11 protein-coding genes and 1 pseudogene are annotated in these 12,756 nt (G+C 61.2%); 7 read left to right on the top strand and 5 right to left on the bottom strand.

Annotated features, from left to right (window positions below):
* Window positions 1–16: 16 nt before the first annotated feature.
* The gene (locus tag ACNQP3_RS06935) at window positions 17–1,207 is read left to right on the top strand and encodes a benzoate/H(+) symporter BenE family transporter (RefSeq protein WP_012271074.1); all 1,191 of its coding nucleotides are present in this window, start codon (window positions 17–19) and stop codon (window positions 1,205–1,207) included.
* A gap of 113 nt (window positions 1,208–1,320) precedes the next feature.
* Here the strand turns inward: ACNQP3_RS06935 and ACNQP3_RS06930 are convergent, their stop codons facing one another.
* The 3 genes and pseudogenes from ACNQP3_RS06930 to ACNQP3_RS06920 all read right to left on the bottom strand — a co-directional run bounded on the left by ACNQP3_RS06930 (window position 1,321) and on the right by ACNQP3_RS06920 (window position 4,274).
* Window positions 1,321–2,025 carry a methyl-accepting chemotaxis protein gene (locus ACNQP3_RS06930; protein WP_413470055.1) on the bottom strand — a complete coding sequence of 235 codons (705 nt, stop codon included), beginning with the start codon at window positions 2,023–2,025 and terminating at the stop codon, window positions 1,321–1,323.
* A 204-nt stretch (window positions 2,026–2,229) separates the two neighbouring features.
* Window positions 2,230–2,322 (bottom strand): annotated as a pseudogene (locus tag ACNQP3_RS06925) (hypothetical protein); the annotation flags it as partial.
* Window positions 2,323–3,512: 1,190 nt separating this feature from the next.
* Window positions 3,513–4,274: an SDR family oxidoreductase gene (locus tag ACNQP3_RS06920; protein WP_264316881.1), complete on the bottom strand. Its 762-nt coding sequence runs from the start codon at window positions 4,272–4,274 to the stop codon at window positions 3,513–3,515.
* A 177-nt stretch (window positions 4,275–4,451) separates the two neighbouring features.
* Here ACNQP3_RS06920 and ACNQP3_RS06915 point away from each other — a divergent pair, with 177 nt between their 5' ends.
* Window positions 4,452–5,453: an NADP-dependent oxidoreductase gene (locus tag ACNQP3_RS06915; RefSeq protein WP_060492563.1), complete on the top strand. Its 1,002-nt coding sequence runs from the start codon at window positions 4,452–4,454 to the stop codon at window positions 5,451–5,453.
* A 164-nt stretch (window positions 5,454–5,617) separates the two neighbouring features.
* Window positions 5,618–6,643: an acyltransferase gene (locus ACNQP3_RS06910; protein ID WP_060514313.1), complete on the top strand. Its 1,026-nt coding sequence runs from the start codon at window positions 5,618–5,620 to the stop codon at window positions 6,641–6,643.
* 101 nt (window positions 6,644–6,744) lie between these two features.
* Here the strand turns inward: ACNQP3_RS06910 and pyrF are convergent, their stop codons facing one another.
* Entirely contained in the window at window positions 6,745–7,446 is a 702-nt protein-coding gene (pyrF, locus tag ACNQP3_RS06905) for an orotidine-5'-phosphate decarboxylase (RefSeq protein ID WP_060492565.1), read from the bottom strand.
* A gap of 181 nt (window positions 7,447–7,627) precedes the next feature.
* Between pyrF and ACNQP3_RS06900 the strand changes: the two genes are divergently transcribed.
* Window positions 7,628–7,795 (top strand): DUF2897 family protein, encoded by a 168-nt coding sequence (locus tag ACNQP3_RS06900; protein WP_012271069.1) that lies wholly within the window; start codon window positions 7,628–7,630, stop codon window positions 7,793–7,795.
* A gap of 131 nt (window positions 7,796–7,926) precedes the next feature.
* A complete protein-coding gene (locus ACNQP3_RS06895) occupies window positions 7,927–8,907 on the top strand; it encodes an IS5-like element ISPa41 family transposase (protein ID WP_014003920.1) in 981 nt (326 codons plus the stop codon).
* 309 nt (window positions 8,908–9,216) lie between these two features.
* On the opposite strand, the gene ACNQP3_RS06890 is transcribed toward ACNQP3_RS06895, so the two are convergent.
* The gene (locus tag ACNQP3_RS06890; protein ID WP_012271068.1) at window positions 9,217–9,552 is read right to left on the bottom strand and encodes a ComEA family DNA-binding protein; all 336 of its coding nucleotides are present in this window, start codon (window positions 9,550–9,552) and stop codon (window positions 9,217–9,219) included.
* A 685-nt stretch (window positions 9,553–10,237) separates the two neighbouring features.
* On the opposite strand from ACNQP3_RS06890, the gene wecB reads away from it, so the two are divergent.
* Both wecB and wecC read left to right on the top strand, forming a co-directional pair.
* A complete protein-coding gene (gene wecB, locus ACNQP3_RS06885; protein ID WP_069942122.1) occupies window positions 10,238–11,380 on the top strand; it encodes a non-hydrolyzing UDP-N-acetylglucosamine 2-epimerase in 1,143 nt (380 codons plus the stop codon).
* A complete protein-coding gene (gene wecC / locus ACNQP3_RS06880) occupies window positions 11,377–12,639 on the top strand; it encodes a UDP-N-acetyl-D-mannosamine dehydrogenase (protein WP_069942123.1) in 1,263 nt (420 codons plus the stop codon). Before wecB ends, wecC begins: the two co-directional genes overlap by 4 nt.
* Window positions 12,640–12,756: the final 117 nt, after the last annotated feature.

Below are 12,756 nucleotides of genomic sequence, written 5' to 3'. Positions count from 1 at the left end.
TACAAGGATTTTGTTCATGACCGATGCCACCTCCGCACGCCTGCGGCCCCTGGCAGACACCTCTCCGTCGGCTGTGGTTGCAGGCTTCATTGCCATGCTCACCGGCTACACCAGTTCGCTGGTACTGATGTTCCAGGCCGGCCAGGCGGCCGGGCTGACCACTGCGCAGATTTCGTCATGGATCTGGGCGCTGTCCATTGGCATGGCGGTGTGCAGCATCGGCCTATCGCTGCGCTATCGCACCCCCGTCACCGTGGCCTGGTCCACCCCAGGCGCTGCCTTGCTGATCACCAGCCTGGGCGGGGTCAGCTATGGCGAAGCCATTGGCGCCTATATCACCTGTGCCGTACTGGTCCTCATCTGTGGCCTGACCGGCAGCTTCGAGCGCCTGGTCAAACGCATTCCGGCCTCGCTGGCCTCGGCACTGCTGGCGGGCATCCTGTTCAAGATCGGCAGCGAAATCTTCGTCGCCGCCCAGCACCGCACGTTGCTGGTGCTGGGCATGTTCTTCAGCTACCTGCTGGTCAAGCGCCTGTCGCCACGCTACTGCGTACTGGCCGCGCTGTTGGTGGGCACGGCATTGTCCGGCGCGCTGGGCCTGCTGGACTTCAGCGGCTTCCACCTGGAAGTGGCCAAACCAGTATGGACCACACCCAGCTTCTCGTTGGCGGCAACCATCAGTATCGGCATTCCACTGTTCGTAGTGGCCATGACCTCGCAGAACATGCCCGGCGTGGCCGTGCTGCGTGCCGACGGCTACCAGGTGCCCGCCTCGCCGCTGATTTCGGCCACCGGCTTTGCCTCGCTGCTGCTGGCGCCATTCGGCTCGCATGGGGTCAACCTGGCGGCGATCAGCGCAGCGATCTGCACCGGGCCGCATGCCCATGAAGACCCGAGTAAACGCTACACCGCGGCGGTGTGGTGCGGGATTTTCTACGGCATTGCCGGGGTGTTCGGGGCGACCTTGGCGGCATTGTTTGCGGCATTGCCTAAGGAGCTGGTGCTGTCGATTGCCGCACTGGCGCTGTTTGGTTCGATCATGAACGGGCTGACCGTGGCCATGAGCGAGGCGCGCGAGCGTGAGGCGGCGGTGATTACCTTCATGGTCACGGCTTCGGGGTTGACCCTGTTCTCGATAGGCTCGGCATTCTGGGGGATTGTGGCGGGGGTGCTGACCTTGATGATCCTGAATCCGCGCAGGGGATGACGGTAGAGAGGCGCTGGGGTTGAGATTGAGCGCCGCCCGCGCGGCGCTCGATCTCAAAACCCACAAAGCACTTTGAACCTGGCACCTGGCACCTGGCACCTGGCACCTGGCACCTAAAGCCTGAAATGCTCCACCATCCCTTTCAAATCAGCCCCCAACTGCGCCAGCTCCACACTCGACCGGGCATTGTCCCGCATCGCCAACGCCGCCTGATCCGCACTACCGCGAATCTGCGTGACGCTACGGCTTATCTCCTCCGCCACCGAGCTCTGCTGCTCGGCCGCCGCGGCGATCTGCTGGTTCATCTGCTGAATCAATGACACCGCCGCGGCAATGCTGCCCAGCGCACTTTCCGTCTGCAGCGCATCGGCCACCGCCAGGCGCACCAGCTCGGCACTGCCACGGATCTGCGCCACCGATTGCTGGGCATTACCGCGCAGGCTGGCGACCAGTGTCTCGATCTGCTCGGTGGATTGCCGGGTACGCCGCGCCAACGCGCGCACCTCATCGGCCACCACGGCAAAACCACGCCCTTGCTCACCGGCGCGAGCTGCCTCGATGGCGGCATTGAGCGCCAACAGGTTGGTTTGCTCGGCCACGCTCTTGATCACTTCCAGCACGTCGCCGATGGTGTGAATTTCGGCACTGAGGCTGTCGATGCCAGCGCTGGCGGTTTCCGCCGCCGCCGCCAACTGCTCGATGCGCTGCATGCTCTGGCGCACCACCTGCTGGCCGGTGTCGACTTTCTCGTCCGCTGCCTGGGCCGCTTGCGCCGCCTCTTCGGCATTGCGTGCCACATCGTGCACGGTGGCGGTCATCTGCTGCATGGCGGTGGCGACCTGCTCGGTTTCTTCCTTCTGGCTGCCCACCTCGCGATTGGTCTGCTCGGTCACCGCCGACAACGCCTGGGCGTTGCCAGCCAATTGTTCGATGCCCTGCTGCAGGCCGCTGACAATACCCGAAAGCCCCGCCGCCATCTGCTGCATGGCCTGCATCAGTTGCCCCACCTCGTCCCGGCGCGGCGCCTGGGCGTCCAAGCCCAGCTCACCCGCAGCGATACGCTGGGCGCGGGCGATGACATGCTGGAGAGGGCCGACGACCGCACGGGTAATCATCCAGGCCGCCAATACACCGACGATCAAGGCCAGCACCGTGGCCAGGCCGATGGCAACGGCATTACGCTGCAGCTCGCCCTGCAGAGCCTGCTCCTGCCCCAGATAGGCCTGGTCGACTTGCCCGGTCACTTGCTCGGCACTGGTTTGCAACTGCGCCTTTAGCCCCTGCTCGCGGGCCAACTGGTCGGTGTATTCGTTGAGTTTTTCCGAGAAGCTGCCAATGTGCCCGGCCACTTCGCCAAGCACACTCTGGTAACCGGCATCGCCAACCGCACCCTGTAGTTGGCTGACCAGGCTGGCGGCCTCCACCGTCTGGGCAATTCGCTCCTGGCTCACGCCCTCTTCGCCCTTACGGCTTTTTTCCAGGCGCACCCGCGCTTCGTCCATGGCCTGCAGCATCAGCCGCGACACCTGTGCCACTTGCCCAGCTTGCTCAAGGAACTCGCCACCCTGCTGGCCCTGGGACTGCTTGAGCGTGTACACACCGTCATCGGCCAGGCCGGCCTGCAGCACATCGAGGTTGTTGGCCACGCTGGACACCGACCAACTGGCCATGTCCAGCGCCAGCTCCTTGGCCTGCACGGCCTCGACAAAGGCCTCGAATGCCTGGCCATAGGCAGCAAGATCGGTTTGCGCCGCCGCCAGCGCCGGCAGGCCGCGGGCACGTTCGACCAGGCCCTGCAGGCCGCTGCGCAAGGCCTCGGCCTGCTGCAGGTCGGAGCGCAGGGCAAACGCCTGCTCGTGCTGGCGCAAGCGCAACAGGTCGGTATTGAACTGGGCCAGCTGACGCAAGCTGTCGAAGCGCTGGCCGACGCCATGCAACGCGGCGATGCCGATGGCCGCCACCGCCAGCGTCAACAGCAGCACCAGGGCAAAGCCCAGGCCGAGTTTGCGGGCCATGCCCAAGTTGGCCAGCACACCGTGCTTGCTCGCGCCCATCGCCGACTCCCCTTCTGCTTGCGAGGTTATCCGAAGGCCAAGGGTGGCAACGTTGCCAGCCGATGAACAAGGGCCTGGCGTCAGAATAGTGTCAAATAGCTATGAGCGTGTCGTTATCAGCTTGCCAGAGGTCGCCCTGGGTGCTGGTATTCGCGGGCTTGCCCGCTGTCACACGAAGCGCATCCGACCTCAGGGCAGCCCTGTACCTGTGGGAGCGGGCGCGCCCGCGAAGAAGGCCACGCGCTATCCGCTCAGATCGCCGTAGCCCCACCATCGACCGTCAGGCAATGCCCGGTGGTAAACGCCGCACCGTCGCTACACAGGTACAGCACCGCACTGGCGATTTCCTCGACCTTGCCAATGCGCCCCACCGGGTGCATGGCGGCGGCGAACTCGGCCTTGCGCGGGTCGGCCTCGTAGGCACGGCGGAACATGTCAGTGTCGATCACCGCCGGGCACACGGCGTTCACGCGGATGCCCTTCTTGGCGTACTCGATGGCCGCCGACTTGGTCAGGCCAATCACCGCATGCTTGCTGGCGCTGTAGATGCTCATCTTCGGCGCCGCCCCCAGCCCCGCCACCGAGGCCGTGTTGACGATGACCCCACCGCCCTGGGCCAGCAGCAAAGGCAGCTGGTACTTCATGCACAACCACACGCCCTTCACGTTCACACCCATGATGGCATCGAACTCTGCCTCGCTGCCTTCCGCCAGACGGTGTTGCTCGATCTCGACCCCAGCGTTGTTGTAGGCATAGTCCAGCCGACCGCAGGTGGCGATCAGGCGCTCGTGCAGCTGGCGCACCTCGGTGTCGCGGGTAACGTCGCAGGCAATGAACAGCGCTTCGCCACCCGCCGCGTGGATCAGCGCCACAGTGGCTTCGCCGCCGACCGGGTCAAGGTCGGCCACCACCACCTTCAGGCCCTCGCGGGCGAAAGCCAGGGCGGTTGCCCGGCCAATACCGGCGGCAGCGCCAGTCACCAGGGCTACCTGGCCAGAAAAGGTCATGCTCATCGCGTGCTCCTGTGGGGGGTTAGGTGGGGTTCAGAGCATAGCCAGCCACCGCTCGGCCGGGCAGCATCATCACACCAACGGTTGGGCTACCATGCCTGTCAGTGATGTTAACGACCTGCCTAAATCAACAAGGTAGATTGAACACCTCACTCCCTCCACTGCCCACAAGGACCCGCCATGACCCAGACCAACCGCCGCTTCCTGCTTGCCAAACGCCCGGTCGGCGCCGTGCGCCGTGACGACTTCAGCTTCGAGACCGTGCCCGTCGAACAACCCGGCGAAGGCCAGGTGCTGGTGCGTAACCTGTACCTGTCGCTGGACCCCGCCATGCGCGGCTGGATGAACGAAGGCAAGTCCTACATCCCGCCCGTGGCCCTGGGCCAGGTAATGCGTGCGCTGGGTGTGGGCGAAGTGGTCGCCTCCAACCACTCGGCATTCAAACCAGGCGACCACGTCAGCGGCGCGCTTGGGGTGCAGGACTATTTCACCGGCGAGCCCCAGGGCCTGCACAAGATCGACCCCAACCTGGCCCCCCTGCCCCGCTACCTGTCGGCGCTGGGCATGACCGGCATGACGGCCTACTTCGCCCTGCTGGATGTTGGCCAGCCCAAGGCCGGCGATACCGTGGTCATCTCCGGCGCGGCCGGTGCGGTGGGCAGCATTGTCGGGCAAATTGCCAAGGTCAAAGGGTGCCGCGTGGTCGGCATTGCCGGCGGCGCCGAGAAGTGCCGGTACCTGCTGGACGAGCTGGGCTTTGACGGGGTGATCGACTACAAAGCCGAAGACGTACTGGCTGGCCTGAAGCGCGAATGCCCCAAAGGCGTGGACGTGTACTTCGACAACGTCGGCGGCGAGATCCTCGATGCCGTGCTGACGCGCATCAACTTCAAGGCCCGCATCGTGATTTGCGGCGCGATCAGCCAGTACAACAACAAGGAAGCGGTGAAGGGGCCAGCCAACTACCTGGCGCTACTGGTGAACCGTGCGCGTATGGAAGGGTTTGTGGTGATGGACTACAGCAAGGACTACGGCAAGGCCGCGCTGGAGATTGCCGGGTGGCTGGCCAGTGGGCAGGTGAAGAGCAAGGAAGATGTGGTGGAGGGGTTGGAGACCTTCCCCGAGACGTTGCTGAAGCTGTTCAGTGGGGAGAACTTTGGCAAGTTGGTGCTGAAAGTCTAACCCTCAAAAGCCTGCGCCGCCCCTCCTTTAGGAGCGGCGCCCCATTGAAGTCGGGCCTCAGCCCGTGTTGTGGCACTTTCACCGCTTGCAGTTTCCCCCTTCCACCGTACATTCAGGCATCTACAAGAACCCATTGCGCAAGGTAGCGACAAGGTGGGCAACCAATGCAGCAACGCTTGAATGCCGGACTCGACCTTTGCAGGATCGCCGCCTGCTTCATGGTGATAATCCTTCACATCGCATCAGCCGGGGCACTGCAACTGGATGACAACTGGATGTCCTCCAACATCTACAACTCCTTGGTCAGGTCTTGCGTCCCCCTGTTCCTGATGCTGTCTGGCGCCCTGCTGTTGAACCGAACAGAGGGTGCAATCACGTTCTACCAGAAGCGCTTTGTGCGCATACTGCCGCCGCTGCTGTTCTGGTCGGTGTTCTATGCGCTGTGGCGCACGACCCTGGGCACCGGGCACGGCAGCTTGTGGCAAGCGGCAGTGGCCATGCTCCACGGCCCTGTCTACTACCACCTCTGGTACCTGTACGCGATCATCGGCATTTATTTGTTCATGCCCTACATGGCCAAGGTCTACCAGCATTGCGGGGCACAGGAGAAGCGAGTGTTCCTGGGCCTGTGGCTAGTGATCAGTTGCCTGCTGCCCACCGCCGCACAGTTCAACCCTACATTGGCCAACGTGGTCCATACCTATGAGCTGTTTACGTTCATGGGGTTTGCCGGCTATGCATTCCTGGGCGCCTATGTTTACGAACAAATTCGGCTGCACGGCCCGGGCAACGCCTGGGTAAACCTTGCCGGCTTCGCCACCAGCGGCGCCCTGACCGCCGCCGCCACGCATGCCGTGTCCATGCAGCACGGCGAGCCCAACCAGGTTTTCTATTCCTACGTATCTCCGTTGGTGGTGCTGGCCGCCATCTGCGCCTTTCGCCTGCTGCTTGCGCTGGGCGGGCACCTTGTACAGCACAGTAAGCTGCTGGCCGAGCTGTCGGGTTGTACGTTGGGGCTGTACTGCTTGCACGTGTTCATCATGAACAGGGCCAGCATCTTCTATGGCCCGCTGATCGAGGGGCATTCGCTGGCGTGGTTGATACCGTTGCTGGCAGTGGCTGTTTTCGTGCTGACTTTGGTACCGATCTACTTGCTCAGGCTGTTCAAGCCGGTGCGCGCAGTGATCTGATTCCAGCTACCGAAGATGGGTGAAAAACCTGCACACACAGCCTGCAGAAACAAAAAAGGCCAGCACGCTCGTGCTGGCCTTCTTCCACAATCGCAGGCTACTTACGCGCGAATCTCCGCCACCACTGCCGCCAGCGCTTGCGCTGGGTCGGCTGCCTGGCTGATCGGCCGGCCGATCACCAGGTAATCCGAACCCGCATCCAGTGCCTGGCGCGGAGTGAGGATACGGCGCTGGTCATCCTGCGCGCTACCCGCCGGGCGAATGCCCGGGGTCACCAGTTGCAGCGACGGGTGCGCCGCCTTCAGCGCGGGGGCCTCAAGCGCCGAGCACACCAAACCGTCCATGCCGGCCTTTTGTGCCAGTGCCGCCAGGCGCAGCACCTGCTCCTGCGGGTCGACGTCCAGGCCAATGCCAGCCAGGTCTTCGCGTTCCATGCTGGTCAGCACGGTCACGCCAATCAGCAACGGCTGCGGGCCGCTGCGCTTGGCCAGCTCTTCGCGGCAGGCAGCCATCATGCGCAGGCCACCGGAGCAATGCACGTTGACCATCCACACACCCATCTCGGCGGCGGCCTTTACCGCCATGGCGGTGGTGTTGGGGATGTCGTGGAACTTCAGGTCGAGGAACACTTCGAAGCCCTTGTCGCACAGGGTTTCGACAATGCCCGAAGCGCTGCTGGTAAACAGCTCCTTGCCAACCTTTACCCGGCACAGCGCAGGGTCAAGCTGGTCAGCCAGCTTCAGGGCGGCCTCACGGGTAGGGAAATCCAGGGCGACGATCAGGGGCGTCTGGCAGGCGGACATGGCAGGGTCTCTTGGCAAGTCGAAAACGGCGCGCATTGTAAACGAAGTGACGCAAGCTTTGGGGCCCGCGGGTCACGGAATTGGCCCGGCAGTGGCTGGCTTCTATAATTGAACCAATGGAACGGGCAAATGCTCAAAATTCGTACAAGCGCTGCCCACTAGCCGCTATAGGAGAACGACAATGCCCTGGTATGCCTGGCTGATCCTCATCATAGCCCTCGGCTCCATCGTCGGTGGGTTGATGATGCTGCGCGACACGGCAAAAAAATTGCCACTGACCGAAGACCAACTGCGCAAGGTGCATGAGCGCAATGCCGAGGCAGATGCCAAGGACGCGCAGGACCGTTAAAAGGGTTAAACAATGGGTTTGAGACGCCGTGGCTTCAGGCAACTTTTTGACGCTCGGCAAAACACTTAAGGAATCTCCGAACAAGCCTTCAGTTATGCGAGAATCCCCGCAACACCTGATCCGAGCCGCCCATGAGCCAGATGAGCTTTTCCGACTTTGAGTACGCCGGCAAGCGCAAGCAAACCCGCCGAGAGCGCTTCCTCGCCGAAATGGATCAGGTGGTGCCCTGGGCAGGCCTGCTGGAGCTGATCGAACCGTTCTACCCCAAGGCCGGCGGCGGTAGAAAACCCTATCCTCTGGAAACCATGCTGCGCATCCATCTGTTGCAGAACTGGTTCTCCCTGAGCGACCCGGCCATGGAAGAAGCGCTCTACGAAATCACGCCCATGCGCCAGTTCGCACGCCTGACGCTGAGCGCGCCAATCCCCGAAGACACCACGATCATGAACTTCCGGCACTTGCTGGAGAAGCATCAGCTCGCACCGGCAATCCTTGCGGTCATCAATGGTTATCTGCAGGAAAAAGGCCTGTCGCTGCGCCAAGGCACCATCGTCGATGCCACCATTATTCATGCCCCCAGCTCGACCAAAAATAAAGAAGGCAAGCGTGATCCCGAGATGCACCAGACCAAGAAAGGCGGTCAGTATTTCTTCGGGATGAAGGCGCACATCGGTGCCGATGTCGAGTCCGGCCTGGTGCATCACGTCCATGGCACCGCTGCCAATGTGGCCGATGTCACGCAGGTGGCTGAACTGCTGCATGGCGAAGAAAACGCCGTGTATGCAGATGCCGGTTACACCGGTGTCGAAAGGCGCGAAGAGCATGAAAATCGGGGGGTGATCTGGCAGATTGCAGCGCGTCGCAGCACCTATTCCAAGCTGAACCAGCGCAGCGTACTGTACAAAGCCAAGCGCAAGATCGAGTTCTGCAAGGCTCAGACACGGGCCAAGGTCGAGCATCCGTTTCGCGTGATCAAGCGGCAGTTTGGTTACGTGAAAGTACGTTTTCGTGGGCTGATGAAAAACACGGCTCAGTTGACCACGCTGTTCGCCCTGGCAAACCTGTGGAGGGTTCGAAAACAGCTCATGGGTATGGGTGAGGTTCGCGTTTAACACGGAGAACCGGTCGAAAAAGCTCTCCGTACATGATTTTTCGGTCACTTTTCGTCCAATGACGCTGTAGGTGCCTGGAAAATTGCAACTTGCCGCGGCTGCACGACAAGTTGATCGGAGCATCCTTAATTAACCTATTGTATTGTCTCGTTTTTTATTTTTATAAACGCCCCCCCCTTTTCCAAACAAAGCCGCACCCACAAGCGATTGCATCTCTCTTGTGGGCGCGGCCTCGCGCCGCGATGGGCTGCAAACCAGCCCCAAAAAAGCAATTAGCAGCCCCAAGCCAGCTGGCTGCCTGCCCGTCCCTTACTCCACCATCACCTTGTCACGATTCCGCTCCAGCAGGGCATTGCCTATCCCCTTGATCTCCAGCAGTTCATCCACCGAAGCAAACGGCCCATGGGCCTCGCGGTAGGCCACGATGGCTTCGGCCTTGGCCTTTCCTATCCCGTTCAACTCCTTCTGCAAAGTCAGCGCATCGGCCTTGTTCAGGTCCAGCCGAGGCGCTTGCTGGGCCTGCGCCTGAGCCACCACGGGTACCGCTTCGGGCGCCGACGGGGCGCTGGCCGGTGCTGCGCTAAGGGAGAACGACAGGCTGGCGAACAGTGGCAGCAGCAGGTACGACAGAACGTTGTTACGCATGGAAGAACACTCCTTGGGTTGGTCGATTTTCAGCAGCCGCTTTCCTTCGGCTGCGCAACTAACCCTAGCGGCCCTGCCATTTTGCGAACAACAACTAGGCCCGTTTAATCGTTACGGGATCAGACATTGAAAAAACCAACTTCGGCCATCCAAAAATGATGGCGTTACGCCATGTTTCAAGTTAACTTCATGAAAAAGAGGCAATGGCAAAACGCCGCCAGGTAAATTCCCGTTTAACCTCGGCTTCATTCAGACCAAACGCCGTTGCTTTTCCTACAAGCCTTGCCGGACAAGGCCCCCGCCCGTTCGTCGTATACGTTAGTGATATTGACTTTGTTGGCATGATGTCTGAATAACATCAAACAATCGTTTTTATTGATGACTTATACGCAAATAGGATCCAATCCATCGATAATCCATAGGAAAATTCCTCGGATCACGGAAAAATACGTGCCAGATGGGATGTCATAATGATGACGAAATGATAAATTTGCGGACTTAGGACAACCGCTTCGCTTGAAGGATCCGAGCAGAATGAATTTTTTTTCACCTCCCCCACTGACCTTGCCCGATTTCCATCGTGCGGCGTCAGCAGGCCACCCCCGGCCGACCTGAGCAACACCCCAGATCCTTGCCCGTAGCACCTGTTCCATCCGCCTTTACTCACACACAGAAGACCGTCGCCGTGTCCCTCAAGACCCTCATCGTATTTGGCACCCGCCCAGAAGCCATCAAAATGGCACCGCTGGCCCTCAACCTTGCCCAGGACGACCGTTTCGAGTCGCGCGTCTGCGTCACCGGCCAACACCGCCAGATGCTTGACCAGGTACTGGAGCTGTTCGAGATCAAGCCCGACTACGACTTGAACATCATGAAGCCCGGCCAGGACCTGACCGACGTGACCACTGCCATCCTGCAGGGTCTGAAACCTGTGCTGGCCGAGTTCAAGCCCGATGTGGTGCTGGTGCACGGCGACACCGCTACAACCCTGGCCACCAGCCTGGCCGCTTACTATCAGCAGATTCCGATCGCCCACGTGGAAGCGGGCCTGCGCACCGGCAACCTGTATTCGCCATGGCCGGAAGAAGGCAATCGCCGCCTGACCGGTGCCTTGGCCGCGCTGCATTTCGCGCCCACCTCCACCTCGCAGGACAACCTGCTGCGTGAAGGCACCGATGCCGCGACCATCTACACCACCGGCAACACAGTGATCGATGCACTGCTGGAAGTCGTTCGCAAGCTGGAAAGCCCAGCACTGAAAAACCAGTTCGAAGCCCAGTTCAGCTTCCTGAACCCAGAACGCCGCATGGTGCTGGTCACCGGCCACCGCCGCGAGAACTTCGGTGATGGCTTCGAACGCATCTGCCAGGCGCTGGTGCAAACCGCGCGTCAATTCCCTGACGTGGACATCGTCTACCCCGTGCACCTCAACCCGAACGTGCGCGAACCGGTGAACCGCCTGCTGGCCGACGTCAACAACATCCACCTGATCGAGCCGCTGGACTATCTGCCGTTCGTTTATCTGATGACCCGCTCGTACCTGATCCTCACCGACTCCGGCGGTATCCAGGAAGAAGCCCCAGCGCTGGGCAAGCCGGTACTGGTCATGCGTGACACCACCGAGCGCCCAGAAGCCGTGGCCGCCGGCACCGTCAAGCTGGTGGGGACCGACGTGGAATCGATTACCGAAAATCTGGCGAAACTGCTCACCGACGACGCGACCTACCGCGAGATGAGCATCGCCCACAACCCTTACGGCGATGGAAAAGCGTGCGCGCGAATCCTCGACGCACTCTCCGCATTCTCTAACTCCAAGGACGCAGCATGAGCTTCAACAAGATTTCCGTCGTAGGCCTGGGCTATATCGGCCTGCCAACCGCCGCCGTTTTCGCAGCCCGCAAGAAGCACGTTATCGGTATCGATGTTAACCAGCACGCAGTCGACACCATCAACCGTGGCGAAATCCACATCGTCGAGCCCGAGCTGGACATGGTGGTACACGCTGCCGTGACCGAAGGTTACCTGCGCGCCTCCACTGTTCCAGAAGCCGCCGACGCCTTCCTGATCGCCGTACCGACCCCGTTCATGGACGATCACCAGCCGGACCTGAGCTACATCGAGTCCGCCAGCAAGGCCATCGCGCCTGTGCTGAAAAAGGGTGACCTGGTGATCCTGGAGTCCACCTCCCCGGTCGGCGCCACCGAACAGATGGCCTTCTGGCTGGCCCAGGCCCGCCCAGACTTGAGCTTCCCGCAAACCCACGGTGAAGACTCCGACGTGCGCATCGCCCACTGCCCCGAGCGCGTACTGCCAGGCCACGTGCTGCGCGAGTTGGTAGAAAACGACCGCATCATCGGCGGTATGACCAAGAAATGCTCCGAAGCGGCTGTACGCCTGTACCGCACCTTCGTCGAAGGCGAATGCATCGTCACCAACGCCCGCACTGCCGAAATGTGCAAGCTGACCGAAAACAGCTTCCGTGACGTGAACATTGCCTTCGCCAACGAACTGTCGATCATCTGCGACAAGCTGAACATCGACGTGTGGGAGCTGATTCGCCTGGCCAACCACCACCCACGCGTAAACATTCTGCAGCCTGGCCCAGGTGTTGGCGGCCACTGCATCGCCGTGGACCCATGGTTCATCGTCAGCCAGACCCCTGAGCAGGCTCGCCTGATCCGCACCGCCCGCGTGGTCAACGACAGCAAGCCTGAGTGGGTGATCGACAAGGTCAAGATGGCCCTGGCCAACTTCCTGATCAAGAACCCGGGCAAGTCGGCCCATCAAGTGAAAATCGCCTGCTACGGCCTGGCCTTCAAGGCCGACATCGATGACCTGCGCGAAAGCCCGGCCCTGAGCATTGCCGAGCGCCTGGGCAACGAGCTGGAAGCCACACTGCAACTGGTCGAGCCGAACATCGAAGCCCTGCCGCAGCGCCTGTCGCGCCACGAGCACGTTGATTTCGTTTACGCCCAGGACAGTGCAGATATTCACGTTCTGCTGGTCAAGCATCGTGAGTTCAAAGAAACCTTCAACGTTCGTGACGCTGCATTCGTAATCGATGCTGCCGGCGTTACTCAAAACTGAAGTCTTTGCTCCGATGGAACATTTTGATCCCGCCCTCACGCTTTACCGGTTAACCCGGCGAGCCGTGGTGGCTGGTCAAAATGTTCAAGCATCTGTGTTTACGCAATGTGGCAGATC

The sequence above is a fragment of the Pseudomonas sp. LFS074 genome (assembly GCF_047978165.1).
GTDB lineage: Bacteria > Pseudomonadota > Gammaproteobacteria > Pseudomonadales > Pseudomonadaceae > Aquipseudomonas > Aquipseudomonas putida_P.
The sequence above is the reverse complement of the archived record's forward strand: the minus strand, read 5'-3'. Positions and strand labels throughout refer to the sequence as shown.

Coding starts and splice junctions, on each gene's coding strand:
- ACNQP3_RS06935 (WP_012271074.1), top strand. CDS start 17: ATGACCGATGCCACCTCCGCACGCCTGCGGCCCCTGGCAGACACCTCT.
- ACNQP3_RS06890 (WP_012271068.1), bottom strand. CDS start 9,552: ATGCGTAACAACGTTCTGTCGTACCTGCTGCTGCCACTGTTCGCCAGC.
- ACNQP3_RS06895 (WP_014003920.1), top strand. CDS start 7,927: ATGAGCCAGATGAGCTTTTCCGACTTTGAGTACGCCGGCAAGCGCAAG.
- ACNQP3_RS06920 (WP_264316881.1), bottom strand. CDS start 4,274: ATGAGCATGACCTTTTCTGGCCAGGTAGCCCTGGTGACTGGCGCTGCC.
- ACNQP3_RS06930 (WP_413470055.1), bottom strand. CDS start 2,025: ATGACCGCCACCGTGCACGATGTGGCACGCAATGCCGAAGAGGCGGCG.
- pyrF (WP_060492565.1), bottom strand. CDS start 7,446: ATGTCCGCCTGCCAGACGCCCCTGATCGTCGCCCTGGATTTCCCTACC.
- ACNQP3_RS06900 (WP_012271069.1), top strand. CDS start 7,628: ATGCCCTGGTATGCCTGGCTGATCCTCATCATAGCCCTCGGCTCCATC.
- ACNQP3_RS06915 (WP_060492563.1), top strand. CDS start 4,452: ATGACCCAGACCAACCGCCGCTTCCTGCTTGCCAAACGCCCGGTCGGC.
- wecC (WP_069942123.1), top strand. CDS start 11,377: ATGAGCTTCAACAAGATTTCCGTCGTAGGCCTGGGCTATATCGGCCTG.
- ACNQP3_RS06910 (WP_060514313.1), top strand. CDS start 5,618: ATGCAGCAACGCTTGAATGCCGGACTCGACCTTTGCAGGATCGCCGCC.